This window comes from Aeromicrobium sp. (genome assembly GCF_032084975.1).
In the GTDB taxonomy this organism is placed as follows: domain Bacteria; phylum Actinomycetota; class Actinomycetes; order Propionibacteriales; family Nocardioidaceae; genus Aeromicrobium.
In genome coordinates this window covers 1-12249 of record NZ_DAMDLR010000072.1, presented here as the reverse complement: position 1 = coordinate 12249, position 12249 = coordinate 1, and the positions used below count along the sequence as shown (strand labels likewise).

12 protein-coding genes are annotated in these 12249 nt (G+C 71.3%); 7 read left to right on the top strand and 5 right to left on the bottom strand.

Going from position 1 to position 12249, the window contains the following annotated elements; genetic code table 11:
• Positions 1–358 (bottom strand): MATE family efflux transporter (locus RT323_RS13675; RefSeq protein WP_313409484.1); only part of this gene is annotated, 358 nt, incomplete at its 3' end.
• Between the two features lie 465 nt (positions 359–823).
• Between RT323_RS13675 and dnaB the strand changes: the two genes are divergently transcribed.
• The 5 genes from dnaB (at position 824) to RT323_RS13650 (ending at position 5231) form a co-directional block, all read left to right on the top strand.
• Positions 824–2161 (top strand): replicative DNA helicase, encoded by a 1338-nt coding sequence (gene dnaB / locus RT323_RS13670; protein WP_313409486.1) that lies wholly within the window; start codon positions 824–826, stop codon positions 2159–2161.
• Positions 2162–2215: 54 nt separating this feature from the next.
• Positions 2216–2434: a hypothetical protein gene (locus tag RT323_RS13665; RefSeq protein WP_313409482.1), complete on the top strand. Its 219-nt coding sequence runs from the start codon at positions 2216–2218 to the stop codon at positions 2432–2434.
• Between the two features lie 103 nt (positions 2435–2537).
• Positions 2538–3227, top strand: coding sequence for an FCD domain-containing protein (locus RT323_RS13660; RefSeq protein ID WP_313409480.1), 690 nt, complete (start codon positions 2538–2540; stop codon positions 3225–3227).
• Positions 3224–4042 (top strand): ATP-binding cassette domain-containing protein, encoded by an 819-nt coding sequence (locus tag RT323_RS13655; RefSeq protein ID WP_313409478.1) that lies wholly within the window; start codon positions 3224–3226, stop codon positions 4040–4042. Before RT323_RS13660 ends, RT323_RS13655 begins: the two co-directional genes overlap by 4 nt.
• Positions 4043–4163: 121 nt before the next feature.
• Positions 4164–5231, top strand: coding sequence for a hypothetical protein (locus tag RT323_RS13650; protein WP_313409477.1), 1068 nt, complete (start codon positions 4164–4166; stop codon positions 5229–5231).
• Between the two features lie 7 nt (positions 5232–5238).
• Here the strand turns inward: RT323_RS13650 and RT323_RS13645 are convergent, their stop codons facing one another.
• Entirely contained in the window at positions 5239–6336 is a 1098-nt protein-coding gene (locus tag RT323_RS13645; protein WP_313409475.1) for a cytochrome P450, read from the bottom strand.
• A 138-nt stretch (positions 6337–6474) separates the two neighbouring features.
• On the opposite strand from RT323_RS13645, the gene chrA reads away from it, so the two are divergent.
• Positions 6475–7680 carry a chromate efflux transporter gene (gene chrA / locus RT323_RS13640; RefSeq protein WP_313409474.1) on the top strand — a complete coding sequence of 402 codons (1206 nt, stop codon included), beginning with the start codon at positions 6475–6477 and terminating at the stop codon, positions 7678–7680.
• Here chrA and RT323_RS13635 read toward each other — a convergent pair.
• The 3 genes from RT323_RS13635 to RT323_RS13625 all read right to left on the bottom strand — a co-directional run bounded on the left by RT323_RS13635 (position 7675) and on the right by RT323_RS13625 (position 11370).
• Positions 7675–8550 (bottom strand): SGNH hydrolase domain-containing protein, encoded by an 876-nt coding sequence (locus RT323_RS13635; protein ID WP_313409472.1) that lies wholly within the window; start codon positions 8548–8550, stop codon positions 7675–7677. The two genes, chrA and RT323_RS13635, sit on opposite strands and share 6 nt — an antisense overlap.
• A 42-nt stretch (positions 8551–8592) precedes the next feature.
• Complete coding sequence (locus tag RT323_RS13630) at positions 8593–9558, bottom strand: SGNH hydrolase domain-containing protein (RefSeq protein WP_313409470.1); 966 nt, start codon at positions 9556–9558, stop codon at positions 8593–8595.
• A gap of 147 nt (positions 9559–9705) precedes the next feature.
• Positions 9706–11370, bottom strand: coding sequence for an FAD-binding dehydrogenase (locus tag RT323_RS13625; protein WP_313409468.1), 1665 nt, complete (start codon positions 11368–11370; stop codon positions 9706–9708).
• A gap of 92 nt (positions 11371–11462) precedes the next feature.
• On the opposite strand from RT323_RS13625, the gene RT323_RS13620 reads away from it, so the two are divergent.
• The coding region (locus tag RT323_RS13620) for a hypothetical protein (RefSeq protein ID WP_313409466.1) at positions 11463–12249 on the top strand (787 nt) is incomplete at its 3' end.

The following is a 12249-nucleotide window of genomic DNA, read 5'->3' as shown; positions in this document are numbered from 1 at the left end:
AGGAGCTGGCCAGCGCGGAGCCCAGGGGCCCCGCGGCGAGCGCCATTATGGCGCCGAGGATGACGCCGATCAGCAGGGCCAGCCACACCCCGCCGAGCGCGGCCTCGAGCGCACGGCGTGGCTCACCGGCGCCCTGGTGGCGCGCGACCGTCGCGGTGCTCCCGTAGGCGAGGAAGACGCACAGACCGACCACCGTCGACAGGATCGTGGAGGCGGCGCCGAGCGAGGCCAGCTCCGCACGACCGAGGTGACCGACGATCGCCGTGTCGGCCATCAGCATGAGGGGCTCGCAGATCAGGGCGGCGAAAGCGGGGACCGTGATGGCGAGGATCCGGCGGTCGAGGGGGGAGATCTGCACGGGGCGACGATACCCCTGTGAAAGGTGAGGTTGCTTTGTCGACATGTCGGCGGTCAACCGCAGGGGTGTGGTGGAAAACTCTTTCCGGCAGAAAGGTGGAAAACTATCGGCGCTCCACACCTGGTGACCAACGTTTACGCAGGTCAGAGCCGCTTGTGACGCGCGTCACGTCGTGCTTTCCACAGGGTCGTCCACCGACTGTGCACACGCTCGCACGGCGTTTTCCACAGGGTTGGCGGGTTTCTGCACAGCCCCTGTGCACCGCTGTCTCGACCCCGGACCCGCGCGCACGTATGGTCACCGGTGGCGGGACGGACGGAACCTTGAGGGAGCGTTCTTGTCGGGGGTGATCCCTAGTCTCGAATCCAGCTGCCGACCGCGTCGAGGAGTGCCGTGAGCGTTACCGACTTGTACGAGTCCGAACGATCTTCCGACTCCGGGTCCGGTTACGTCCCTCCGCAGGACATGGCGGCCGAGCAGAGCGTCCTGGGCGCGATGCTGCTGTCCAAGAACGCGATCGATCCGGCCACCGACCTGCTCGAGGGACGCGACTTCTACCGTCCCGCGCACGAGGTCATCTTCGAGGTCATCACCGACCTGTCCAGCCGGGGCGAGCCCGCCGACGCGATCACGGTCGCCGCCGAGCTGACCCGGCGCGGCGAGATCGCGCGCATCGGCGGAGCCGCCTACCTGCACGACCTCGTCCAGGGCGTCCCGATCGCGGCCAACGTCGACTACTACGCCGAGATCGTCCACGAGAAGGCCGTGCTGCGCCGCCTCGTCGAGGTCGGCCAGCAGGTCGCCCAGCTGGGCCAGTCCGGCACCGGCGAGATCCAGGACATCGTCGACCGTGCCCAGAAGGCGGTCCTCGACGTCGACGGCACCAAGTCGGGCGAGGACTACAACGTCCTGGCCGACCTGATGTCCTCCACCATCGACGAGCTCGAGGACCTCGAGACCCGCTCCGGTCAGGTCACGGGCGTCATGTCCGGCTTCCCCGACCTCGACCGGCTCACCACGGGCTTCAAGTCCGGCCAGATGATCGTCGTGGCCGCACGACCCGGCGTCGGCAAGTCGACGCTCGGGCTCGACTTCGTCCGGAATGCCTCGATCCGCCAGGGCCTGACCTCGGCGATCTTCTCGTTGGAGATGACGGGCGCCGAGATCGCCATGCGTCTGCTGTCGGCCGAGGCGAAGGTGGCGATCCACCACATGCGCGCGGGCTCGATGTCCAGCCGCGACTGGGACGCGATCGGCAAGGCGATGGCCACCGTGCAGGCCGCGCCGATCGTCATCGACGACAGCCCCAACATGACGATGCCCGAGATCCGCTCGAAGGCCCGGCGCATCAAGAAGCAGCACGGGCTGGACTTCATCGTGCTCGACTACCTGCAGCTGATGACCTCGGGCAAGAAGGTCGAGAGCCGTCAGGTCGAGGTCTCGGAGTTCTCCCGTCACATCAAGCTGCTGGCCAAGGAGCTCGAGCTGCCCGTGGTGGCGATCAGCCAGCTGAACCGTGGCTCCGAGCAGCGCACCGACAAGACGCCGCAGCTGTCCGACCTGCGTGAGTCCGGCTCGATCGAGCAGGACGCCGACATCGTCATGCTGCTGAACCGTCCCGACGCTCACGGCGCCGGCGAGTCCGAGCGCCCGGGCGAGGCCGACATCATCGTCGCCAAGAACCGTTCCGGCCCCGTCAACAAGGTCGCCGTGTCGTTCCAGGGCCACTACTCGCGCTTCACCCCGATGGCGCGCGAGCCCGAGGGCTCGGTCGGCGGCGCCTCGGCGGCCGACTTCGCCTGAGGACGCGAGTCCGCGCGAACGCGTGCAACCGGCCGGACCGGGTACGTCCCGGGCATGACTGACACGAACATCGATCTCGAAGCCATCCAGACCGTCGTCGACCGAGTCACGTCCTGGCAGGACGGTGCCACCGAGGGCACGGTCGAGGACGAGCTGCAGAAGGGCTTCTCCGAGGTGGGCATCGAGGTGCCCCACGACCAGATGACCGCCCTTGCGGAGGCCATCCAGAGCCGGCACGGCGCCGTCGACGCCGCCGAGGTGCTCGGTCGCTGAGTAGGAGATGTGCCGTCGCCACCTGAGGCGGCGGCACATCGCGGCGGGCCACGCCCCGGACCACTCCTCAGACAAGCAGACATGTCCTGTTAGCGTCATCCGCGTGGAACAGGTGAAGCGCGCGTCCTTGGCAGACCAGACGGCGCTCCTGCTGCTCGGACGCGTCCGAGCGGGCGAGTGGGCGCTCGGCGCGAGGCTGCCGGGGGAGACGACTCTCGGTCCGCAGCTGGGAGTGGGTCGTTCGACGGTCCGCGAGGCCATCCGCCAGCTGGCGGGGCAGGGCGTGCTGGAGACGCGTCAGGGACTCGGCGTGTTCGTCAGGGCGCTCGAACCCCGCACGGACTGGGACAGCGTCCTGCGACAGGCCGACATCGTGCACGTGGTCGAGTCACGCATCGCGATCGAGGTCGAGGCTGCCGCCCTGGCGGCGGATCGTCGGACGCCGACGGACCTCGAGGCGATCGACCACGCGTTGGCGGCGCGCGCGCCGGACACCCAGTCCGTCGAGGAGTTCGTGGCAGCCGACATGGCCTTCCATCGCAGTGTCGTGGCGGCCGCGCACAATGACGTCCTGCTGGATCTGTTCGATGGGTTCGCGGCCCGCGTCCGGGCCGCCATGATCGACATGCTGCACCTGCGGCCCGGCGTGCGGGTGAACTGCGACGGCGACTCGGCGAGCAGTGACCACGAGGCGCACGCCGCGATCGCGCAGGCCGTCGCCGCCCGAGCGGGCGAGGAGGCGGCCCGGCGCAGTCGCGAGCACCTGCTCTTCCTCAAGGAGTCGCTCTCGTGAGCCGTCCCGCCCCCGACACGCCCGCCGTCGACGTCCGTGATGTCACGTTCCGGCGCGGGGAGCGAACGATCCTCGACTCCGTCAGCTTCACCGTGAACCCGGGCGAGCACTGGGCGCTGATCGGTCCCAACGGCGCAGGCAAGAGCACCATCCTCGGCTTCTGCGGGGCGCTCATCCACCCCACGTCGGGGACGGTCGACGTCCTCGGCCACCGACTCGGACGGGTCGAGCTGCAGGCGCTCCGGCGCTCCATCGGCCACGTGAACCCTCGACATCCGATCGAGTCCCCGATGACGGTGCTGGACGTCGTGCTGACCGGGCTGACCGGCTCCATCGAGGTCCCGTTGCGCTGGCGCCCGAGTGCCGAGCAGATCGATCGTGCCACGGGCCTGATCGACCAGGTCGGCCTCGGCGAGAAGATCGAGCTGACGTGGCCGACCTTGTCGCAGGGCGAACGTGGACGTGCGCTCGTCGCTCGTGCCCTGATCTGTGAGCCGGGGCTGCTCCTGCTCGACGAGCCGTCCACGGGGCTCGACGTCGCAGCCCGGGAACAGCTGCTCGCGACCGTGGCGACACTCGAGCAGACGCACCCTCGACTCGCCTCGATCATCGTCACGCACCATCTCGAGGAGCTGCCGACGACGACCACTCACGCGGTCCTGCTCAGGGACGGACGCGTCACCGCCCGCGGTCCTGTGGACGAGGTGCTCACCAGCGGTCACGTCTCGGCCGCGTTCGACCACCCGATCAACGTGGGGCGGCGGGACAACAGGTGGTTCGCCGTGGCAGGCGGCACGGACCTGTCACGCGCATGATCGTGGCGTGGTGCGCGACTCCCACGGGTCACGCGGGTCGTCCTCGGCCACATGGGTGTCGAATCTGCCGGTGATTCCGGCGTTTTCGGCCCCCGCCGAGGGCGGCTTTCTAGCATGGGGCATGCGCACTCTCCTCGTCACCGCGATCGCCGGGGCACTCGTGATCACCGCGACGCCGGCACCGGCGCAGTCGGGCTCGTGGGCCGACCGGGCGAACGACGTCGCCGGACTGCCCTACCTCGACCTCGCGTCCGTCCACGTCAAGCACACGAAGAAGGCCGTCCGGGTCACGTATCGCAGCCGGAGCCGCGGCAACCTGAACGGCACCGAGGTCCTGCTGCTGGACACCGACCGCAGGCGTCCCGGTCCCGAGCTGCAAGTGGGCTTCGGGCGCTACAGCGAGGGGTGGTCGACACCGATGCGGCGGTGGAAGGTCGATCGCTCGAAGGCGGCGAAGCGCAGGTGGAACCCGAACCCGTACGGGAAGCCGGGGACCTGCGACAGGACGGTGCGGATCAACTCGCGGTGGCAGAAGGGCTTCACGCCCGTCACCATCACGGTGCGCAAGAAGAAGGGCTGCATCAACAGCAGGCGGGTCCGCGTCCAGGTGAGCACGGCGACCGAGGGCTTCAGCGATCTGAAGCGCTATGAGGCGTTCGGATCGGTCCTTCGCGATCGGCTGCCGAACGGGGCCCGCTCGTTCACGCCCTGGCTGGCGCAGCGCTCGACGCGAGCCCCGGCACGTCGGTTCGTCGACGGGCCGGACGCCGTCCGGTGGTGGTCCGACATCCGGGCCGTCGCGGTCGACCACACGACCGAGCGACTGTCGGTGACGGTGCGACACCTGCCCCGCCCGGTGTCGCGCACCGGTGTCTTCGACGTCCACCTCGACACCGACGGCGACGCGAGTCCCGACTGGCTGATCGAGGTGGGCCCGGGGAACCCGGTGGTCCGACGGGCCACCGGCTGGGGGAGCTACGGCTCGCCGCTGGCGTGCTCGATCGACGGGGACCTGTCCCCGGTCGGCCTCACGACCACGCGCTTCTCGATGCCGACGGCGCCGTGCCTGGGCGACCCCGGCACCGTGCGTGTCGCGGTCACCTCCACCGACCGCGCCTCGAGCGCCTACCGACCGATCGACTGGTGGGCCGGCGTCCGGCGCTGGAGTCCCGCGGTCGCCCGCGGCTGACCCGCGGTCAGTCGGCTAGGCGAACCCACACGGAGCGGAAGCCCGAGACGGGTGCCTCCTCGCGCACGGCCGGCCGCGACTCGTCCAGCTCCACGCGACCGGCGGCCAGCAGGGCCCGCGCCAGGACGCGAAGCTCGAGCGTGGCCAGCGGCCTGCCCGGACACACGTGCGGTCCGGTGCCGTAGACGAGGTTCGCGGCCGCGTGCGCGTGCGGATCGAACCCACCCGGATCGGCGAAGGCCTCGGGATCGCGGTTGGCCTCGCGCCAGTCCAGCAGGACCTGCTCCCCGGCGGCGACGGGACAGCCCGAGACGGTGGTGCCCGCCGTCGCGACCCGGCGGTTCGCGACGAACGGATCGTCCAGCCGGAGCATCTCGTCGATCGCCGCGTCGAGCTCGGCGTCACCGGCCTCCGCCAGTGCCGACTGAGCGTCCGGGTGCGTCGCCAGCCAGTGCACGACGACCCCGGCACACAGGGCCAGGGAGGACAGGTCGCCGCCCGTCCAGTTGCGCAGAATCGACACGAGGTCGCCCTCGCCGACGTGGGACCCGTCATCGCGGCGCAGCCGCATGAGCTCGGCCGTCAGGTCGTCCGGTGCGTCCGGGCCACGGCGCTCGTCCAGGAGGGAGTGGATGATCGCGTCGAAGCGGTCGGCCACCTCCTGCGTGCGTCCGCGGTCGCCGGAGCGGCTGGCGGCACGGTTGTCCGCCACCCAGCCCAGCAGCTCGTCCTCGAGACCCGCGCGCCAGCCCAGCCACCGTGACTGCGCCCGCACGGCGAAGCGGGAGCCGAGATCGCCGACCGCGTCGAACGAGTCCACGTCCGCCACGGCGGCGACGGTCTCGCGGGCGAGGGACGCCAGCTCCGGCTCCAGGTCCCGCATGCGGTCCGCGTCGAAGAACGGGTCGAGCAGGGCGCGGAACTCGGCGTGCTCGGGGCCGTCGAGGCCGTTGGGCACCTGCCGGCGGCGCGACACGGCGTTCGAGAAGGCCCGGGGGTCCCGGGCGGCGGCCACGACATCGGCGTGGCGACCGACGACCAGCCGGCCCGCCTCGTCGCGTCGATGCCCGGCCTCGGGTGCGTTCTCGTCGGGCAGGTGGGTCATCGGGCGGTCCCCGCACGCGTGGTCACATCGACACGCTACGACGCGGCGGGATCGCGAAACCGCCGTCGCGTGCGTCGCCTCGGTCACGACGGCACCCCCGACCGGCAGGGCATCGACAGGCTCGCCATGATGGTCGCGATGACACCACCCGCAGCGGGACGGCGCAGCCGCCCGGGATCGGTCGCCGAGGTCTTCTGGGTGTTCCTGCGCCTCGGGCTGACCTCGTTCGGCGGGCCGGTCGCGCACCTGGCCTACTTCCGCGAGGCCTTCGTGGAACGGCGACGCTGGCTCACCGACGAGGCCTACGCCGACCTGGTGGCGCTGTGCCAGTTCCTGCCGGGTCCGGGGTCCAGCCAGGTCGGGATGGTCATCGGTCTGCGTCGCGCGGGCTGGGGCGGCCTGCTGGCGGCCTGGGTCGCGTTCACGCTGCCGTCCGCGATCCTGCTGGTGGGGTTCGCGTACGGGGTCGCCGAGTTCGGTGACGTCAGCGGCGCCGGCTGGCTGCACGGTGTGAAGGCAGCGGCGGTCGCGGTCGTCGCGCAGGCCGTGATCCAGATGGCGCGCACCCTGACTCCCGACCTCAAGAGGATCATCATCGCCGCGGCAGGCGCGGGCGTCCTCCTCGTCGTGGCCAGCCCGGTCGCGCAGATCGGCGTGATCGTCCTCGGCGGCGTCGCGGGGTGGCTGTGGCTCCGTGCGGATCAGCCGCGAGCCGTCCGCGACCTCGCCCGGGTCTCGCATCGCGGCGGCATCATCGCGCTGGCCGGTTTCACGAGCCTGCTGATCGCGCTCCCAGTGCTGACGGCGATCACGGACGATCCCACCCTGAGGCTGGCGGACATCTTCTACCGCACCGGAGCGTTGGTGTTCGGTGGCGGCCACGTCGTCCTGCCGCTGCTGGAGTCGCAGACGGTCCAGGCCGGACTGATGGACGCCGACACGTTCCTCGCGGGCTACGGTGCCGCCCAGGCCGTGCCCGGTCCGTTGTTCACGTTCAGCGCCTACCTCGGCGCCAGCATGGACTCGGGCCCCAGCGGTGTCCTGGGCGCCTCGATCGCACTCGTCGCCGTGTTCCTGCCGGCGGGCCTGCTCGTGGTCGGCGTCCTGCCGTTCTGGGACCGTCTCCGCCAGGCTCCCTCGGCCCGACGGGTGGTCATGGGGGTGAACGCCGCGGTGGTGGGCATCCTCGCCGCCGCGCTGTACGACCCGGTGATCACCCAGGGGATCATCTCGGTGGGGACGCTCCTGATCGCGGCCGCGGTGTTCGCCTCGCAGTGGTGGGGGCGGGTGCCGATCTGGGCCGCCGTCGTCCTCTCGGCCGTGGTGGGCCAGCTGCTCCTATGAGTCCAGGACGCCGATGCGACGCAGCCGGCGCTCGAAGAACGGTGCGAGCGAACGGGTGTACGTGGCGGTCAGGTGCTGGCGGTCGCGGAACATGATCTGGCCCCGCGGGGTCACGACCCGGCACGTCCGCTGCGGGCAGTAGCGGCCGCGCATCGAGATCCGGAACGCCGCGGTGCGCCCGTACTGTTTGCGGGCCAGCGCGACGGTCGGCGCGGTCCAGTCGAACCACATCACGTTCGCGGTGCGGTCGGCGCAGTTGCCCCACTGGCGATGGTGGGGGTTGCGGCGCAGGCAGTCCAGCGGCGAGGGGCGGGTCAGCACCCAGTTGGCGGAGTCCGAGATCGCGATGACGGGGATCCCGCGCCGCAGCGCCGGGCGCCAGGCCTTGACCGTGTCCGGTCCGCGCTGCGCGCGGGTGCCCGGCATGGTCGAGGAGCGGTGGTTGGTCACGACGGCGGCCACGTCGCGCTGGCGGCGCAGGTACCGGGTCACGTTCGCGCGCCATGCCTGGCAGTCGTCGCGCACCCACGGGAAGGGGTTCTTGATGACCCGCGTCGACCACCCGCAGCGCGAGCGGATCAGCAGCGTCACCCGGACCTTCCGCTCCTGCGCGAGGCGGCGGAACGCGGGGGACAGGGCCCGCAGGTGCGAGTCGCCGATCAGGACCAGGCGCGGGCCACGGCTGCCGTACTCGCACGGACGCAGCCGCGTGTCGCCCGGCGCCGAGCCGCTGAAGCAGGTGCGGGTTCCCGGCGCCACGTCGCGGGCGGCGGCGCTGATGCTCGAGAGCCTCGGCTCGTCGGCGGTCGCCGGCAGCCCTCCCAGCAGCAGCACGCACAGGCCGAGCACGACCATGAGCCGAGTCATCATGGGCACCTCCCGAGGACAGTTTGCCACGAAGTCGCCTCCGAGCTACAGATCTCGGCCGCGGGACGCGGGACCGACGGCCAGCCAGCCGACCCGGGCTCCCGCGGCGGCACCGGGTGAGCGCAGGCCCGCGAGTCGACCGAACACGACGCCGGTGGCCTCGAGCCGCCTCAGCAGCAGCGGCGCGAGCGAACGGGCGTAGGTGGCGGTCACGTGCTGGTGGTCGCGGTACATGATCTGGCCGTTCGGCGTGACCACCCGACACACGCGTCCGGGGCAATGGGTGTCGCGCAGGCCGATCCGGAACGCGGCCCGAGGGCCGAAGGATCGCCGCGCCAGGGCCACCGACGGCGCGGTCCAGTCGAACTCGATGACCTCGCGCGCGGGTGCCGAGCAGTTCCGCCACTGCCGCGGCGCCCGGTTGCGGCGCAGGCACTCGGTCGGCATCGGACCCGAGAAGTCCCAGTTCGCGGCGTTCGAGACGGCGATGACAGGGATGGTGCGCCTGAGTGCCACGCGCCACGACCGCACCGTGTCCGGGCCGCGCTGGGCAGGCCGGCCGGCCATGGGCGAGGCGCGGTGGAGGGTGACGATGGCGCGGACGTCCTTCTGCCGGCGGATGTACCTCGTCACCTGGGACCGCCAGGACTGGCAGTCGTCGCGGATCCACGCGGTGTCGTTCTCGATGACGCGCGACGTCCACCCGCAGCGGGAGCGGGTGATCAGGCTGACCCGCATCCTGCCCTCCTCGGCCAGCCGTCGCAGCGCCGGCGACAGGGCCCGCATGTGTGAGTCCCCGATCGCCAGGATGCGCGGCCCTCGCCAGCCGTACTCGCACGTCAACAGGCGCGTCTCGCCCGGGTTGGCGCCGGGGAAGCAGGCGCGGGTCCCGGGTGCGATGTCGACCTCGGCGGCCGGGATGCTCGAGAGGCGCGGGTCGTCGGCCGCGGCGGGCACGAGCCCGAAGGCCAGCACGAGACCCAGGACGGCCGACACCAGCCGAGCGAGCATGGACACCTCCCGAGGCCTGACTCCAGCGTGCCACGGCCGAGCGGCGCAGGAAATGTGGAGAACTGCGTACCTTCTGGACGCTCAGAACGTACGCAAGTCCACACATCTCGTCCGGGCGGAGCCCGGAGTCAGGAGCCCGGAGTCAGGTCAGGAGTGCGCCAGGGCGCGGCCCGCGGCGCGGCCCGAGAAGATGCAGCCGCCCAGGAAGGTGCCCTCGAGGGCGTTGTACCCGTGGACGCCACCGCCGCCGAACCCGGCGACCTCGCCCGCCGCGTAGAGGCCGGGGACGGGCAGTCCGTCATCGCCCAGCACCTGCGAGTCCAGGTTGGTCTGCAGCCCACCCAGCGTCTTGCGCGACAGGATGTTGAGGCGCACCGCGATGAGCGGGCCGTGCGCGGGATCGAGGATCCGGTGCGGCTTGGCGACCCGCACCAGCTTGTCCATCCGCGACCGCCGGGCGTTGTGGATCGCCATGACCTGGACGTCCTTCGTGAACGGGTTGTCGAACTCGCGGTCGCGCGCGACGATCTGGCGCTCGAGGATCGTCGGGTCGAGCTGCGGCCCACGGCCGATCTCGTTCATCCCCACCACGAGGTCGTCGAGCGACGACGCCACCACGAAGTCGACGCCGTGCTCCTTGAACCGCTCGACGGGTCCGGGCGCCCCCTTGGCCAGGCGGCTCTTGAGCAGGAACTTGATGTCGCGCCCGGTGATGTCGGGGTTCTGCTCCGAGCCCGACAGCGCGAACTCCTTCTCGATGATCGACTGCGTGAGCACGAACCACGAGTAGTCGTGGCCCGTCGCCAGGATCTGCTTCATGGCGCCCAGCGAGTCCGCGCCGGGAACGCCCGACATGCCGGTCAGCCGCTGCCCGTTCGCGTCGAACCACAGCGAGGACGGGCCGGGCAGGATGCGGATGCCGTGATCGGGCCAGATCGGGTCCCAGTTGACGATGCCCTCGGTGTACGCCCACAGCCGGTCGCGGTTCACGATCCGCCCGCCCACCTGCTCCGAGATCGCCAGCATGCGCCCGTCCACGTGCGCGGGCACGCCCGAGATCAGGTGCTCGGGTGCCTCGCCGAGTCGCTCGACGGGCCAGTTCGCGCGCATCAGCGCGTGGTTGTGGCCGATGCCGCCGGAGGTGACGACGACCGCGTCCGCGTGGTGCTCGAACTCGTCGACCACCGTGCGCGACGACTTCACGCCGCGCGCCGAGTCGTCCGGCTCCAGCACGGATCCGCGCACGCCCACGACGGCGCCGTTGGCGGTCAGCAGCTCGTCGACCTGGTGGCGGAAGGCGAACCGGACCAGTCCGCGGTCCTCGGCGGCCAGCACCGGCTGCGCGAACGTGTCGACCAGGCGCGGCCCGGTGCCCCACGTCAGGTGGAAGCGCGGGACCGAGTTGCCGTGACCCGAGGCGGACCCGTCGCCGCGCTCGGCCCAGCCGACCATGGGCAGGACCCGGTGACCCAGGTCGCGCAGGTAGGCGCGCTTCTCACCGGCCGCCCACGCGACGTACGCCTCGGCCCAGCGCTGGCCCCAGACGTCCTCGTCGTGCAGCCGGTCGAACGCGGCGGAGCCGAGCCAGTCCTGCTTCGCCAGCTCGACCGAGTCCTTGATCCCGGTTCGGCGCTGCTCGGGACTGTCCACGAAGAACAGCCCGCCCAAGGACCAGAACGCCTGGCCGCCGAGGTTGGCGCGGTTCTCCTGCTCGACGACGAGGACTCGCTTGCCGGCACGCGCCAGCTCATGGGTGGCGACGAGTCCGGCCAGGCCGGCGCCGACGACGATGACATCAGGGCGGAAGGACATGGGGATCACGGTCGCCCACGCATCCGCCCGGGGCCAGTACCGTTGTCATCACCTGATAACGATCTTTGTCAGGCAGAACGAATCGGAGGGCCATGCCGACGGAGCACCGCCGCGTCATCGGCGCGAGCCTGATCGCCGACGAGGCGAAGCTGGTCGACTCCTTCATCGCCACGATCTCGCGCGAGATCCCCGCGTACGCGAGCCTCGACGAGCGGCAGCTGCAGGAGGTCCGCTCGATCATCGTCTGGACCGTGCGGCGCGTGCTGGACCTGTGGGCCGAGGGCGGTGCCCTCACCCAGGACGACATCCGTCTGTTCCGGGGCGTCGGCGCCGTCCGGGCGCGCGACGGTCGCCCCCTCTCGGCGGTGCTGCGGGCCTATCGCGTCGCCGCCAGCGTCTTCCTCGAGCAGATCTCCGACCGGTTCCGCGACGACGTGACGGTCGAGGACGTGACCTCGCTGGTGCGCGTCTGGTTCGCCGTGCTGGACGAGCTGTCCGAGGCGATCTACGACGGGTACGAATCGACCGGCCGGTTCATGGTGGCCGATCGCGAGAGCTCGCTGCGTGGCCTGCTCACCGACCTGCTGCTGGGCCGCCAGAGCCACGCGGGCACGTTGACCGCCCGCCTGCGGGAACTGGACGCCCAGCTCCCGGGCTCGTTCGATCTCGTCGTCGCGACGCCGACGGGCGAGCTCGACGCCGACCGGGTCGGCGCGCTGCTCACCTCGGTGGTCGAGCCCGGCGAGGGGACGTCGGTCACGTCGATCCGGGCGGTGGTCGACGGTGTCGCGGTGGCGCTCGTGCATGCGCCCGACGCCCGGGCCCTGGCGGATCTCGTCGGACGCCACGGCCTGCGCGCCGCGCACCACGGCGCGGTGA